This is a genomic window from Vibrio comitans (assembly GCA_024346835.1).
GTDB classification, from domain to species: Bacteria; Pseudomonadota; Gammaproteobacteria; order Enterobacterales; family Vibrionaceae; genus Vibrio; species Vibrio comitans.
In genome coordinates this window covers 247,005-263,391 of the sequence record AP024866.1, presented here as the reverse complement: position 1 = coordinate 263,391, position 16,387 = coordinate 247,005, and the positions used below count along the sequence as shown (strand labels likewise).

General features: G+C 46.1%; 8 protein-coding genes and 4 rRNA genes. All 12 read right to left on the bottom strand.

Features of this window, described 5'->3' with window-relative positions; all coding sequences use genetic code 11:
- Window positions 1-43 precede the first annotated feature (43 nt).
- Window positions 44-1,596: ribosomal RNA gene (locus tag OCU46_RS01285) — 16S ribosomal RNA — on the bottom strand.
- Between the two features lie 363 nt (window positions 1,597-1,959).
- Window positions 1,960-2,075, bottom strand: a 5S ribosomal RNA gene (gene rrf / locus OCU46_RS01280).
- A 90-nt stretch (window positions 2,076-2,165) separates the two neighbouring features.
- Window positions 2,166-5,054: ribosomal RNA gene (locus tag OCU46_RS01275) — 23S ribosomal RNA — on the bottom strand.
- 378 nt (window positions 5,055-5,432) lie between these two features.
- Window positions 5,433-6,985, bottom strand: a 16S ribosomal RNA gene (locus tag OCU46_RS01270).
- Together the 16S, 23S and 5S rRNA genes form the textbook arrangement of a ribosomal RNA operon.
- Window positions 6,986-7,628: 643 nt before the next feature.
- Entirely contained in the window at window positions 7,629-8,402 is a 774-nt protein-coding gene (locus OCU46_RS01265; RefSeq protein ID WP_141273582.1) for a phosphoadenylyl-sulfate reductase, read from the bottom strand.
- Window positions 8,395-10,110 (bottom strand): assimilatory sulfite reductase (NADPH) hemoprotein subunit, encoded by a 1,716-nt coding sequence (gene cysI, locus OCU46_RS01260; RefSeq protein WP_141273580.1) that lies wholly within the window; start codon window positions 10,108-10,110, stop codon window positions 8,395-8,397. Before cysI ends, OCU46_RS01265 begins: the two co-directional genes overlap by 8 nt.
- Window positions 10,110-11,915, bottom strand: coding sequence for an assimilatory sulfite reductase (NADPH) flavoprotein subunit (locus tag OCU46_RS01255; RefSeq protein ID WP_141273578.1), 1,806 nt, complete (start codon window positions 11,913-11,915; stop codon window positions 10,110-10,112). Before OCU46_RS01255 ends, cysI begins: the two co-directional genes overlap by 1 nt.
- Before the next feature lie 112 nt (window positions 11,916-12,027).
- Window positions 12,028-12,258, bottom strand: coding sequence for a thymidylate kinase (locus OCU46_RS01250; protein WP_119009253.1), 231 nt, complete (start codon window positions 12,256-12,258; stop codon window positions 12,028-12,030).
- Window positions 12,259-12,438: 180 nt separating this feature from the next.
- Window positions 12,439-13,098 carry a TIGR04219 family outer membrane beta-barrel protein gene (locus OCU46_RS01245; RefSeq protein ID WP_141273576.1) on the bottom strand — a complete coding sequence of 220 codons (660 nt, stop codon included), beginning with the start codon at window positions 13,096-13,098 and terminating at the stop codon, window positions 12,439-12,441.
- A gap of 83 nt (window positions 13,099-13,181) precedes the next feature.
- Entirely contained in the window at window positions 13,182-13,388 is a 207-nt protein-coding gene (locus OCU46_RS01240; protein WP_017027495.1) for an envelope stress response protein PspG, read from the bottom strand.
- Between the two features lie 199 nt (window positions 13,389-13,587).
- On the bottom strand, window positions 13,588-14,568 hold the full coding sequence (gene dusA / locus OCU46_RS01235; protein ID WP_141273574.1) for a tRNA dihydrouridine(20/20a) synthase DusA: 981 nt from the start codon (window positions 14,566-14,568) through the stop codon (window positions 13,588-13,590).
- A gap of 121 nt (window positions 14,569-14,689) precedes the next feature.
- On the bottom strand, window positions 14,690-16,342 hold the full coding sequence (pgi, locus tag OCU46_RS01230) for a glucose-6-phosphate isomerase (protein ID WP_141273572.1): 1,653 nt from the start codon (window positions 16,340-16,342) through the stop codon (window positions 14,690-14,692).
- Between the last annotated feature and the right edge of the window lie 45 nt (window positions 16,343-16,387).

Here is a 16,387-nt window from a genome sequence, read left to right as displayed (position 1 = left end):
CCATATCAATCTGTGTGGACACTCATCGTGAGTAATCATCGTATAAGGAGGTGATCCAGCCCCAGGTTCCCCTAGGGCTACCTTGTTACGACTTCACCCCAGTCATGAACCACAAAGTGGTGAGCGTCCTCCCGAAGGTTAAACTACCCACTTCTTTTGCAGCCCACTCCCATGGTGTGACGGGCGGTGTGTACAAGGCCCGGGAACGTATTCACCGTGACATTCTGATTCACGATTACTAGCGATTCCGACTTCATGGAGTCGAGTTGCAGACTCCAATCCGGACTACGACGCACTTTTTGGGATTCGCTCACCATCGCTGGTTGGCTGCCCTCTGTATGCGCCATTGTAGCACGTGTGTAGCCCTACTCGTAAGGGCCATGATGACTTGACGTCGTCCCCACCTTCCTCCGGTTTATCACCGGCAGTCTCCCTGGAGTTCCCACCATTACGTGCTGGCAAACAAGGATAAGGGTTGCGCTCGTTGCGGGACTTAACCCAACATTTCACAACACGAGCTGACGACAGCCATGCAGCACCTGTCTCAGAGTTCCCGAAGGCACCAAGCTATCTCTAGCGAGTTCTCTGGATGTCAAGAGTAGGTAAGGTTCTTCGCGTTGCATCGAATTAAACCACATGCTCCACCGCTTGTGCGGGCCCCCGTCAATTCATTTGAGTTTTAATCTTGCGACCGTACTCCCCAGGCGGTCTACTTAACGCGTTAGCTCCGAAAGCCACGGCTCAAGGCCACAACCTCCAAGTAGACATCGTTTACGGCGTGGACTACCAGGGTATCTAATCCTGTTTGCTCCCCACGCTTTCGCATCTGAGTGTCAGTATCTGTCCAGGGGGCCGCCTTCGCCACTGGTATTCCTTCAGATCTCTACGCATTTCACCGCTACACCTGAAATTCTACCCCCCTCTACAGTACTCTAGCCTGCCAGTTTCAAATGCGGTTCCGAGGTTGAGCCCCGGGCTTTCACATCTGACTTAACAAACCACCTGCATGCGCTTTACGCCCAGTAATTCCGATTAACGCTCGCACCCTCCGTATTACCGCGGCTGCTGGCACGGAGTTAGCCGGTGCTTCTTCTGTCGCTAACGTCAAACGATGAAGCTATTAACTTCAACGCCTTCCTCACGACTGAAAGTACTTTACAACCCGAAGGCCTTCTTCATACACGCGGCATGGCTGCATCAGGCTTGCGCCCATTGTGCAATATTCCCCACTGCTGCCTCCCGTAGGAGTCTGGACCGTGTCTCAGTTCCAGTGTGGCTGATCATCCTCTCAGACCAGCTAGGGATCGTCGCCTTGGTGAGCCATTACCTCACCAACTAGCTAATCCCACCTGGGCATATCCTGAAGCGAGAGGCCCGAAGGTCCCCCCCTTTGGTCCGTAGACATTATGCGGTATTAGCCATCGTTTCCAATGGTTATCCCCCACATCAGGGCAATTTCCCAGGCATTACTCACCCGTCCGCCGCTCGACGCCCAACAAATCATCCGAAGAGTCAATGTTGTCGTTTCCGCTCGACTTGCATGTGTTAGGCCTGCCGCCAGCGTTCAATCTGAGCCATGATCAAACTCTTCAATTAAAGTTTTTTGGTCTTGCGACCGGCTCAATGAATACTGACTTCAAAACTGTTCCTTACTCGAAAGTAAGAAGTAATTTTAAAGCTATTATCGTTCCAACAGAACGATAATGAATTGACTGTGCCAATGATTAAAAATCATTGTATTGGTCACTCAGTTCATTGATAAATCTTTTCGATTATCATCAACGAGTGCCCACACAGATTGATAGGTTTAAATTGTTAAAGAGCTTTGCTTTCAGTGCCTTAGCACTTAAGCGAGGTGCGTATAATACGCTCTCTACTTTGAAAGTCAACATAAAACTCTAAGAAATTTCTTAAAATCTTATGGTGACTGAACTCAATTTGAGTTCAATCAAAATTAAAGCCTGGCGATGTCCTACTCTCACATGGGGAAGCCCCACACTACCATCGGCGCTATTATGTTTCACTTCTGAGTTCGGCATGGAATCAGGTGGGTCCACAATGCTATGGTCGCCAAGCAAATTTTAAAATTCGGAAAACTGTTATTTAAAAGTCATATACACATTCAAAGTTCTTACTTCGAGTCCACAAAACCCCTTGGGTGTTGTATGGTTAAGCCTCACGGGCAATTAGTACAGGTTAGCTCAATGCCTCGCAGCACTTACACACCCTGCCTATCAACGTTCTAGTCTCGAACAACCCTTTAGGACACTTAAAGTGCCAGGGAAGACTCATCTCAGGGCTCGCTTCCCGCTTAGATGCTTTCAGCGGTTATCGATTCCGAACTTAGCTACCGGGCAATGCCATTGGCATGACAACCCGAACACCAGAGGTTCGTCCACTCCGGTCCTCTCGTACTAGGAGCAGCCCCCTTCAATCTTCCAACGCCCACGGCAGATAGGGACCGAACTGTCTCACGACGTTCTAAACCCAGCTCGCGTACCACTTTAAATGGCGAACAGCCATACCCTTGGGACCGACTTCAGCCCCAGGATGTGATGAGCCGACATCGAGGTGCCAAACACCGCCGTCGATATGAACTCTTGGGCGGTATCAGCCTGTTATCCCCGGAGTACCTTTTATCCGTTGAGCGATGGCCCTTCCATTCAGAACCACCGGATCACTATGACCTGCTTTCGCACCTGCTCGAATTGTCATTCTCGCAGTCAAGCGGGCTTATGCCATTGCACTAACCACACGATGTCCAACCGTGTTTAGCCCACCTTCGTGCTCCTCCGTTACTCTTTGGGAGGAGACCGCCCCAGTCAAACTACCCACCAGGCACTGTCCTCACCCCCGATAAGGGGGCTAAGTTAGAACATCAAACATACAAGGGTGGTATTTCAAGGATGGCTCCAACGATACTGGCGTACCGTCTTCAAAGCCTCCCACCTATCCTACACATGTAGGCTCAATGTTCAGTGCCAAGCTGTAGTAAAGGTTCACGGGGTCTTTCCGTCTAGCCGCGGGTACACTGCATCTTCACAGCGATTTCAATTTCACTGAGTCTCGGGTGGAGACAGCGTGGCCATCATTACGCCATTCGTGCAGGTCGGAACTTACCCGACAAGGAATTTCGCTACCTTAGGACCGTTATAGTTACGGCCGCCGTTTACCGGGGCTTCGATCAAGAGCTTCGACCGAAGTCTAACCCCATCAATTAACCTTCCGGCACCGGGCAGGCGTCACACCGTATACGTCATCTTACGATTTTGCACAGTGCTGTGTTTTTAATAAACAGTTGCAGCCACCTGGTATCTGCGACTCCTAGTAGCTCCATCCGCAAGGGACTTCACCGCCAAGAGCGTACCTTCTCCCGAAGTTACGGTACCATTTTGCCTAGTTCCTTCACCCGAGTTCTCTCAAGCGCCTTGGTATTCTCTACCCGACCACCTGTGTCGGTTTGGGGTACGATTTCTTATAATCTGAAGCTTAGAGGCTTTTCCTGGAAGCATGGCATCAATGACTTCACTGCACGTAGCAGCTCGACATCGTATCTCAGCGTTAAGAAAGTCCGGATTTACCTAAACCTTCCGCCTACATACTTGAACCTGGACAACCATCGCCAGGCCCACCTAGCCTTCTCCGTCCCCCCATCGCAATTATAAGAAGTACGGGAATATTAACCCGTTTCCCATCGACTACGCCTTTCGGCCTCGCCTTAGGGGTCGACTTACCCTGCCCCGATTAACGTTGGACAGGAACCCTTGGTCTTCCGGCGAGGGGGTTTTTCACCCCCTTTATCGTTACTCATGTCAGCATTCGCACTTCTGATACGTCCAGCAGCCCTTACAGACCACCTTCAACCGCTTACAGAACGCTCCCCTACCCCGCATACAAAGTATGCAGCCGCAGCTTCGGTGTATAGCTTAGCCCCGTTACATCTTCCGCGCAGGCCGACTCGACCAGTGAGCTATTACGCTTTCTTTAAATGATGGCTGCTTCTAAGCCAACATCCTGGCTGTCTGAGCCTTCCCACATCGTTTCCCACTTAGCTATACTTTGGGACCTTAGCTGGCGGTCTGGGTTGTTTCCCTCTCCACGACGGACGTTAGCACCCGCCGTGTGTCTCCCGGATAGTACTCAATGGTATTCGGAGTTTGCAAAGGGTTGGTAAGTCGGGATGACCCCCTAGCCTTAACAGTGCTCTACCCCCATTGGTATTCGTCCGAGGCGCTACCTAAATAGCTTTCGGGGAGAACCAGCTATCTCCAGGTTTGATTGGCCTTTCACCCCTAGCCACAAGTCATCCGCTAATTTTTCAACATTAGTCGGTTCGGTCCTCCAGTTGATGTTACTCAACCTTCAACCTGCCCATGGCTAGATCACCTGGTTTCGGGTCTATATCCAGAGACTGAACGCCCAGTTAAGACTCGGTTTCCCTACGGCTCCCCTAAACGGTTAACCTTGCCACTGAATATAAGTCGCTGACCCATTATACAAAAGGTACGCAGTCACGCTTCGAGGCGCTCCTACTGCTTGTACGTACACGGTTTCAGGTTCTATTTCACTCCCCTCACAGGGGTTCTTTTCGCCTTTCCCTCACGGTACTGGTTCACTATCGGTCAGTCAGTAGTATTTAGCCTTGGAGGATGGTCCCCCCATGTTCAAACAGGATATCACGTGTCCCGCCTTACTCGTTTTCACTTAAAATGCGTTGTCGGTTACGGGGCTATCACCCTATACTGCGAGACTTTCCAGACTCTTCACCTGACGCATTAAAAGCTTAAGGGCTAATCCAATTTCGCTCGCCGCTACTTTCGGAATCTCGGTTGATTTCTCTTCCTCCGGGTACTTAGATGTTTCAGTTCCCCGGGTTTGCCTCGTTATGCTATGTATTCACATAACGATACGTGCTTATGCACGTGGGTTTCCCCATTCAGAAATCCCAGACTCAAATGGTTATTACTACCTAATCTGGGCTTATCGCAAGTTATTACGTCTTTCATCGCCTCTGACTGCCAAGGCATCCACCGTGTACGCTTAGTCACTTAACCATACAACCCCAAAGGGTCTTGCTTACGCAATGCAGTTGCTACGCTGCAGTATGACGTTTCCAAGGTGCGTTATCTCTTTATTATGAGCGAGATAACATTCGATTTTGCCGGACTCAAATTTGAATGCATCCTGGCAAGGATACATTCCCAAGAACACTTGAATGTGTGTTGGTACCTAATGATAAATCATTAGGATTTGAGAACTTTTAAATTTGATAAATAATGAAATCACATTATTTATCGTCAGCTTTCCAAATTGTTAAAGAGCATAAAGCAAAAAGCTTTAATCAATAACCGAAGTCATTAATTAAAGCTCTGTTACTTTAACTAAATTAAACCATCAATCTGTGTGGACACTCATCGTGAGTAATCATCGTATAAGGAGGTGATCCAGCCCCAGGTTCCCCTAGGGCTACCTTGTTACGACTTCACCCCAGTCATGAACCACAAAGTGGTGAGCGTCCTCCCGAAGGTTAAACTACCCACTTCTTTTGCAGCCCACTCCCATGGTGTGACGGGCGGTGTGTACAAGGCCCGGGAACGTATTCACCGTGACATTCTGATTCACGATTACTAGCGATTCCGACTTCATGGAGTCGAGTTGCAGACTCCAATCCGGACTACGACGCACTTTTTGGGATTCGCTCACCATCGCTGGTTGGCTGCCCTCTGTATGCGCCATTGTAGCACGTGTGTAGCCCTACTCGTAAGGGCCATGATGACTTGACGTCGTCCCCACCTTCCTCCGGTTTATCACCGGCAGTCTCCCTGGAGTTCCCACCATTACGTGCTGGCAAACAAGGATAAGGGTTGCGCTCGTTGCGGGACTTAACCCAACATTTCACAACACGAGCTGACGACAGCCATGCAGCACCTGTCTCAGAGTTCCCGAAGGCACCAAGCTATCTCTAGCGAGTTCTCTGGATGTCAAGAGTAGGTAAGGTTCTTCGCGTTGCATCGAATTAAACCACATGCTCCACCGCTTGTGCGGGCCCCCGTCAATTCATTTGAGTTTTAATCTTGCGACCGTACTCCCCAGGCGGTCTACTTAACGCGTTAGCTCCGAAAGCCACGGCTCAAGGCCACAACCTCCAAGTAGACATCGTTTACGGCGTGGACTACCAGGGTATCTAATCCTGTTTGCTCCCCACGCTTTCGCATCTGAGTGTCAGTATCTGTCCAGGGGGCCGCCTTCGCCACTGGTATTCCTTCAGATCTCTACGCATTTCACCGCTACACCTGAAATTCTACCCCCCTCTACAGTACTCTAGCCTGCCAGTTTCAAATGCGGTTCCGAGGTTGAGCCCCGGGCTTTCACATCTGACTTAACAAACCACCTGCATGCGCTTTACGCCCAGTAATTCCGATTAACGCTCGCACCCTCCGTATTACCGCGGCTGCTGGCACGGAGTTAGCCGGTGCTTCTTCTGTCGCTAACGTCAAACGATGAAGCTATTAACTTCAACGCCTTCCTCACGACTGAAAGTACTTTACAACCCGAAGGCCTTCTTCATACACGCGGCATGGCTGCATCAGGCTTGCGCCCATTGTGCAATATTCCCCACTGCTGCCTCCCGTAGGAGTCTGGACCGTGTCTCAGTTCCAGTGTGGCTGATCATCCTCTCAGACCAGCTAGGGATCGTCGCCTTGGTGAGCCATTACCTCACCAACTAGCTAATCCCACCTGGGCATATCCTGAAGCGAGAGGCCCGAAGGTCCCCCTCTTTGGTCCGTAGACATTATGCGGTATTAGCCATCGTTTCCAATGGTTATCCCCCACATCAGGGCAATTTCCCAGGCATTACTCACCCGTCCGCCGCTCGACGCCCAACAAATCATCCGAAGAGTCAATGTTGTCGTTTCCGCTCGACTTGCATGTGTTAGGCCTGCCGCCAGCGTTCAATCTGAGCCATGATCAAACTCTTCAATTAAAGTTTTTTTGGTCTTGCGACCGGCTCAATGAATACTGACTTCAAAACTGTTCCTTACTCGAAAGTAAGAAGTAATTTTAAAGCTATTATCGTTCCAACAGAACGATAATGAATTGACTGTGCCAATGATTAAAAATCATTGTATTGGTCACTCAGTTCATTGATAAATCTTTTCGATTATCATCAACGAGTGCCCACACAGATTGATAGGTTTAAATTGTTAAAGAGCTTACTTTCGAGGCTTACCTCTCAAGTGGACGGCCATTCTAGCGATTTGAATCTCAGTGTCAAACACTTTTTTGAATTTATTTTCGAATCGAACTTAAACTCAAATGATTCGGCTAGTTAGCCTACTGAACTACTGCGAAGCGTTGTGCGCTCTGCCGTGTCAGTGAGGCGCATTATAGAGATGCTCGTCACATTGGCAAGGCTTTTTTTCAATAAATTTAAGAAAAAAGGCTTTTCGCTCGTTTTTTGAGTGAAAGGCTTATTTATCTAATTTTACCCCCTAGTTAGGTACAGGTTATCCACAGACTTATTCTAAATTGGAAGATTTTGCATTCAGCAGATAATAAAAAAAGAAACCGCTCACGCGGTTTCTTTTTCTTTATAGATAGTAATAGAGGAAGGAATTACTAAAAAATCAAATTCCTGAGCCGTCTTGCTCTACATTATCTTCGTGTAAGCCACATTCTCTTTTAAGACCAAAGAATCGTGTGTCTTGCTCTTTCATACCTGGTTCGAATTTAGTGGTGGTATGAATATCACCAATTGAAAGATAGCCCTGCTCTTTAAGTGGATGCTGAGGCAAGGCATGCTCTTCTATATAGCTATCTATTTGCTCCGAGCTCCAATCTACTATTGGAAGGAACTTGAATACACCATGCTGAATAGATAGAACCGGTAGCCCCTGCCTAGAATCAGACTGACTTCTTCTTAGTCCTGAAAACCATGTCCCTGCATTAAGCTCAGACAATGCTCTGCGCATCGGTTCCACTTTATTCAGCTGATTATATTGAGTAATACCCTCTACACCCTTCTCCCATAACTGACCGAAGCGCGACTCTTGCCACGCAGGACTCAAAGAACTTCGGTATATCTTTAGGTTGAGCCCTAATAGTAGTGTCAGCTCATCTATAAACTGGTAGGTTTCACTGAATAGGTAGCCAGTATCGGTCAGTATTACCGGAATGTTAGGTGCCTGTCTCGTGACTAGGTGTAGCATCACCGCGGCTTGAGCACCGAAACTGGACGAGAGCACCAGGTTTTGCTGCAGATTTTCCAATGCCCAAGCAATTCTTTGCTCGGTTGTCATGTCCTCTAACTCAGCATTGAGTTTAGCTAACTCTAGACTCTGCTCTACCTTATTGAGTTTGACTATCTCTTTCAGGTTTGGTTTTTGAGTAAGTTCAAGCATGAAAATCCCTCTTAGATACTAAGACTTCTTTTACGATGCCATCTCTAATGACAAAGTCCCCGAATGCTTCTTCTGGTAAACGCTCATTCGACCAACGAGCCACCAGCGAATCAATCTCTTGTAATATTTGAGCCGAACTGATGTTCTCTTTATACATCTTAGGAACACGAGTACCTGCTTTATTGCCACCAAGGTGTAAGTTGTATCTATCCGGAGCTTTGCCTACTAAACCAATTTCGGCCAACATCGCTCGTCCACAACCATTAGGGCACCCGGTTACTCGCAAGATAATGCTTTCATATTTACTTAGTCCGTGTTTTTCCAGTATCCCTTCAACATCAGTAACGAACTGAGGAAGGAATCGCTCTGCTTCTGCCATTGCTAATGGGCAAGTAGGAAATGCAACACAGGCCATGGAATCTTTTCGTTGCTGGGACGTAGCAGGATCTAATAGCCCACTTTCAAAGGCTATCTTTTCAATCTGCTCTTTGTCTTTTGCATCTACGCCGGCCACTATCAGGTTTTGATTTGCCGTCATACGCAAATCCCCTTTGTGAATTTTGGCAATGCTAGCCACTCCACTTTTTAAGGGCTTACCTGGGTAATCAAGCAACCTGCCATTTTCAATAAACAGAGTAAGATGATGCTTTCCGTCAATACCTTCTAGCCAACCGAACTTATCACCGCGATGAGTTAACTGGTACGGCTGTACAGGCTCAAAACTAACCGCAGCACGTTTTTCGACTTCTTGTTTGAATACCTCTATTCCGACACGGTCTAGAGTGTATTTAGTCTTAGCATTTTTTCTGTTAGAGCGATTACCCCAATCACGCTGAGTAGATACTACGGCAGCAGCAACATCTAACGTCTTATCAAGAGGGATATAACCAAATTCATCTGCCTTTCTTGGGTAGGTAGACGTATCGCCATGTGTCATGGCTAATCCACCACCAACTAGGACATTAAAGCCCACTAATTTTCCGTCTTTTGCAATCGCCACAAAGTTAAGGTCGTTAGCATGCAGATCAACATCATTATCCGGCGGTACTACTACCGTCGTTTTAAACTTACGAGGTAAATAGTTGCTACCTAAAATTGGCTCTTCATCTGTAGATTCAAGCTTCTCTCCATCTAACCATATCTCTGCATAGGCTCTAGTTTTTGGTAATAGGTGCTCACTGATCTTTGTTGCCCATTCATAGGCTTGTTGATGCAGTTCAGTTTCAACTGGATTACTAGTACACAAGACGTTACGGTTCACGTCCCCTGCTGTAGCGATTGAGTCAATCCCAATAGCGTTTAGCGTTTGGTGCATCAGCTTAATATTCGGCTTTAGCACTCCATGAAATTGAAACGTTTGACGAGTAGTAAGACGAATACTGCCGTACATAGTGCTTTCGGTCGCAAACTCATCGATGGCTAACCATTGCTTCGGGGTAATTACTCCCCCAGGCATACGCGCTCGTAGCATTACATTATGTAGAGGCTCCAATTTTTGCTTAGCTCGCTCGTTTCTATAGTCTCTATCATCTTGTTGATACATCCCATGAAAGCGAATCAGCTGAAAGTTATCTGCATCAAATCCACCCGTAATCTCATTATCGAGGTCGTTGGTAATGGTACCGCGCAAAAAGTTACTTTCTCTTTTAAGTCTTTCATTGTCAGAAAGTGGGCCTAGCTCTTCACCCAATACAACTTGCTTTTCCATTAGTACACGTCCCTTTGATATCTTTTCTGTTTACGGAGGTCTTTTAACCACTCTTCTGCGCTTTCTGGGTTTAGCCCACCTTCTTGCTGTGCAATTTCCAATAATGTCGACTGTACATCTTTGGCCATTCGATCAGCATCTCCACAAATATAGAGATAGGCTCCGTCTTGTAGCCACTGCCAAACTTGCTTAGCATTCTGCTTAAGTTTGTCTTGGACGTAGACTTTATTTGCTCCATCTCGACTGAAAGCCACATCTAAGCGACTCAATAAGCCATCTTTGAGATAGCGCTGGAATTCAAGTTGATACAGAAAGTCTTGAGTAAAGGTGCGGTCACCAAACAACAACCAGTTTTTGCCTTCGGCTTCTCTAGCATCACGCTCTTGTAAGAAGCTTCTAAACGGAGCAATACCTGTTCCTGGACCAATCATGATCACTGGAGTGTTGTCATCGGTAGGTAGTTTGAAATTGTTGTTATGTTCGATGAACACTTTAACGTCTTCACCTTCTTCAAGTGCGTGAGATAAGAAACCTGAAGCACCACCTACTCTTTGGCCCTTATTTGTTTCGTACTCGACAACACCTACAGTTAGATGAACCTCTTCATCCACTTCAGCTTGCGAAGATGAGATGGAATATAGACGAGGAGTTAGGCGGCGAAGCATTGCTATTAGCTCTATCGCACTTAGCTTTGTTTTCTTCTCAGCTAACACATCCACCACTTGCGTCCGAGCGGCGTATTCTCTTAGCTTGTTTTTATCTTCGATGAGCTTGAGGAGTTTCTTACTCCCCGACTTCTCTGCATATTGAGAAACAAATTGAGGATTAGATGCTGTGACTTCAAAGTATTCTGCAAGAGCTTGCTTGATAGAGAGTGTTTCGCCATCAATTTCCACTTGCTCATCTTTATCTATAGATACGATGGCTAAGATGGAGTCCACCAGCTGCTGGTCATTCTTGTACCAAACACCAAGCGCATCACCAGGTTGGTATGTAATGCCTGATTCTTCCAAATCAATTTCGATATGTCTGACATCTTTTGTTGAGTCACGACCCGTAATTTTTTGATTGGTTAACAAAGTAGCGGTAAATGGATTTTGCTTAGTGTATTGAGATTGGCTTGCAGACACCGGCAATTGAACCACTGCATTTTCTGCTCCTGCAGAGTTCTCTTTGAATAGCTCGGCAACCTTACTTAGTGCTTGTGATTGCCATGCAGCAACGGGAGACTCGTAATCCACATCACAATCGATTCTATCTAGAAAGGCGGTCGCTCCAAGTTTACTTAGCGCAGCATCAAAATCTTTTCCCGTCTGGCAGAAGAATTCGTAGCTAGAATCCCCCAGCCCCACAACTGCGTATTGTAATTTGTCTAGCTTTGGCGCTTTCTTAGAAGTTAGGTAATCATAAAACTCAATCGCATTGTCTGGCACTTCCCCCTCTCCGTTGGTAGAAGCGACAATGACTACGTGCGTTTCATTTTTTAGATTCTTTAGTTTGTAATCTGCTGCATCGTAAAGTTTGGCTTGATACCCCTCCTCTACAACTTTGGCATGCAATTGCTTAGCGACACCTTTGGCGTTACCTGTTTGCGAAGCAAAGATGATCGAAAGCTGAGAGGCTGCCGCTACAGCAGGAGCTGTATCTGGAACAGAAGCTAAAGAATGATTTTGGCTGATGCCATAGAAATAGCCACTAACCCAAGCCAACTGCTGTGGCGATAATTCGGCGGCGGCCTGTTTTAGTTGATTGGCTTGTTTATCACTCAACGGAGTAGCAAAGCCAGAAAGTTCCTTAAGCAACATGGTCACGTTATCCCTGTATATTACGTGACCATAAGATTACCTACTATTTGTAATAGCAATAAAGAATAAAGGGGTATGTTTAATAATCAAAAGGAATGAAAAAGAGTTTTACCTACAAGACTTCAACTCTCACTTGGCTGAATCCAACCGCCATCGCGCTCTTAGAAGCAGAGTCTAAGTCATTGTAATAACGCTGTTCTCCTTGCGGATCAGTAAGAGCAAGTATCCCTCCATGACTGTCTCTAAACTCAACTACCCACAAGCCGTCTTGATCGGCTTGTTCTACGATTGCTTCTACCAAACGCTCAGAGCGATATAACACACGAAGTTCATTGATTGTCATATAAAGGCTTGCTCCTATTTAACTCTATTAAGGATGGACTAAACCCGTGAAATTGCGAATTGAGAACAGCTATCAATTACTAGGGCCTGTTGACCTTTTGCGATTGAATTTCGCTCGACCAGAAGCTATAGGCAATAAAAAACCCATCCGAAGATGGGCTTAATCATTTTGATTACCGCTCTAGAAAGCGACTTGCCCACCGACAAACCAACCGTCTACAAAACCATAGGCTTTACTGTCAAACTCTTTGAAGGTGTAATCCAATACTCGATAGCCACCACGCACAACTAAATCTACTGAATCTAGGTCGAAGGTGTATTGTAAGCCTCCTGTTAGATCTGCTGACTTAATGTCGGATGTCTCGCCAAAATCAAACTCACCGATGACCGCTAGGTTTGTATTAGGGACAGCAATTAATGCGTTGGCGTACCAACTAAAGATAATGCCATCAAAGTCACCACTTTCGCCTGTATCTGTATCTTCATAGAAACTATTGCGATAGTCCGTCAGAGTGAAGCCAAGATCTAACTCAAGATTTTCAGTTCTCAAAGGTCGATAGTAGAAGGTGTAATCGAACTTATCATGAGCAATGTATTGGGTATCTAACGCTGTGTAGCGAATTCTAAAGTTAGGTAGGTAAGGTACATCGTGCTCTATTTGCGCAGCTAGCACCGGAATTTCGTCATCTTCTTGACGAGTTTCTCTGATCTTCGTGCTACCCCAGAACATATCTGCAGTAACCTTACCATGAACACCTGGCTCAGCGACTTTTGCCTGCACTGACCAAGAACTTGCTAATGCACTGGCTCCAACGACCACAATTAACGTGCATTTGTTCATTTTCCACTCCCAAGAAAACTAAAATCGTTACTTTATGAGCAGATACTAGCATACATACACCTTAGTTAAATCAATAACTAACATCATGAACATGCACTTGTACGCTTAAGCACCCAGTAGATCACAACTGCAAGTAGGATATAGGGTAAGAACTTAAGAGCCGCCCCTAGCAAACCTAACACTAGACTGAATGCAAATACGACGAAAAACGCCATTAATAGGCCAAAGAAAGTCAGGCCCGTAAAGAAAAATACGCCAAAGAACATCAACAACATAAGTAGCTCAAACATAGACACTCTCCAACTACAGATTAATGGTGTGGGGTAGCATCGCGCGTCATCCCCTCTATTACACTTAGAAAGCAAGTACCTTGCCAACCTTATGCCACATGTTAACCCATTGATTAAATACAATAAAAAAGGCTCTCACCAAATGCGAGAGCCTTTTCGAGAATAGAGTTTAGTAAAAATAACCAGTTAGTGGTGAGTTTTACACACCTAACTCTTTAGGAATTTTAGCTAATGCAGCCTCAACCACCTCAATACCTGAGCCTGGCTTGTGTGCATTTTCACTAATATAGCGTCGCCATTGACGTGCACCGGGCATGCTTTGGAACAAACCTAGCATGTGACGGGTGATATGCCCTAGGTAAGCACCTTCGGAAAGTTGTTGCTCAATGTATGGGTACATTAACTCAACCACTTCACTACGTTTAATGATTGGCTTGTCTTGACCAAAGATACGTTGGTCCACTTCCGCTAACAGGTATGGGTTTTGATAAGCCTCTCGACCGATCATTACGCCATCAAGATGCTCTAGATGCTCTAACGTTTCTTCTAAGGTTTTCACGCCGCCGTTAACAGCAATATCTAAGTGCGGAAAATCTTTCTTGATCTGATAAGCGCGAGGGTAATCCAACGGTGGGATCTCTCGGTTTTCTTTCGGGCTAAGTCCACTCAGCCACGCTTTACGCGCATGAATAGTAAAGTGATCACAACCACCCTTCTCATGGACAATAGAAACAAAGTCAGTCAAAAATTCATACGAATCTTGGTCATCAATACCAATACGGGTTTTTACTGTTACAGGAATATCGACGACCGATTTCATTTCGGCAATGCAGTCTGCAACCAACTGTGGTTCAGCCATAAGACAGGCGCCAAACCTACCGTTTTGCACTCTGTCAGATGGGCAGCCCACATTAAGGTTCACCTCATCATAGCCACGCTCTTCTGCCAGTTTTGCACAGTGCGCGAGATCTTTAGCATTTGAGCCACCAAGCTGCAGAGCAATGGGATGCTCCTGTTCGCTAAAACGTAGAAAGTCACCCTTACCATGAATAATCGCACCCGTTGTTACCATCTCGGTATACAACAAAGTGTTTTGCGACAGCAACCTGTGAAAATATCGACAATGACGATCCGTCCAATCGAGCATTGGAGCGACAGAGAGTCTAGAAGATGGGTACATAAGGTTCAATCCACGAATAAAAATGAGGGCGTATTCTACATCCTGTCTATAAAATAGACCAGTTTATTACAGACATAAAAAAGACCAGCACTATGGCTGGCCTTAAATAACGTTAGATAAATTACGCTTTATACTGTTTAAATGCGTTAATCAAACCGTTAGTAGAGCTATCGTGTGAGTCTACTGCAGAATCGTCAGCCAACTCAGGAAGGATTTGATTTGCTAGTTGTTTACCTAGCTCTACGCCCCACTGATCAAAGGTAAAGATGTTCCAAATTACACCTTGAACAAAGATCTTGTGCTCGTACATTGCGATTAGGTTACCCAGCGTGCGCGGAGTAATTTGCTTCACAAGGATAGAGTTTGTTGGACGATTGCCTTCAAATACCTTGAATGGTGCTAGCTCAGCCACTTCCTGTGCTGATTTACCTGCAGCTACAAGCTCAGCTTCAACCACTTCACGAGACTTACCAAACGCCAATGCTTCTGTTTGAGCAAAGAAGTTCGACATTAGTTTCTGGTGATGATCACCCGTTGGGTTGTGACTGATTGCTGGTGCAATGAAATCACACGGAATCAGTTTAGTGCCTTGGTGAATCAACTGGTAGAACGCGTGTTGACCGTTAGTACCTGGCTCACCCCAGATGATTGGGCCAGTTTGGTAATCAACAGCATCGCCATTACGGTCAGTGTACTTACCATTTGATTCCATGTTGCCTTGCTGGAAGTAAGCAGCAAAGCGGTGCATGTATTGATCGTATGGAAGAATAGTCTCAGACTCAGCACCGTGGAAGTTGTTGTACCAAATACCAATAAGCGCAAGTATTGTTGGGATGTTGTTCTCAAGATCTGTTGACTTGAAATGGTTATCCATCTCGTGAGCACCCGCAAGCAACTCAACAAAGTTGTCGTAGCCTACACCTAGTGCAATAGAAAGACCGATTGCAGACCATAGAGAGTAACGGCCACCGACCCAATCCCAGAACTCAAACATGTTGTCTGTATCAATACCGAACTCAGACACTGCTTCGCCATTTGTAGAAAGAGCAGCGAAGTGCTTAGCTACGTGAGCTTCATCTTGTGCTTCAGCAAGGAACCAGTCACGCGCACTGTGTGCGTTAGTCATTGTTTCTTGAGTAGTGAACGTCTTAGAAGCCACCAAGAACAATGTTGTTTCTGGATTCACTTTCTTAAGGGTTTCAGCGATATGTGTACCATCAACGTTAGAAACGAAGTGTAGGTTTAGGTGATTCTTGTATGGTGCTAATGCTTCAGTCACCATGAATGGACCTAGATCTGAACCACCGATACCGATGTTCACTACGTCAGTGATTGCTTTGCCAGTATAACCTTTCCACTCACCACCAATAACGCGGTCAGTAAACGTTTTGATCTTTTCAAGCACAGCGTTCACTGCTGGCATTACATCTTCGCCATTAACCACTACTGGAGTGTTGCTGCGGTTACGAAGTGCTGTGTGAAGAACTGAACGTCCTTCCGTTTTATTGATGGTCTCGCCAGAGAACATTGCGTCGATCGCAGACTTCAGCTCTGTTTGTTTCGCAAGATCAAACAGGTGCTTCATAGTTTCGTCGTTAACTAGGTTCTTTGAGTAGTCAACTAAGATGTCGTCGCCGAATTTTTTAGAGAAGTTATCAAAACGCTCTGAATCTTGGGCAAAGAGATCTTTCATCTCCATATCTTGAGCAGATTCAAAGTGAGCAGTTAAGGCTTTCCATGCATCGGTGTGCGTCGGATTGATGTTTTTCAACATTGTGAGTTCCCATTATTTTTAAATTTAAGTTTTGCTTAACAACGA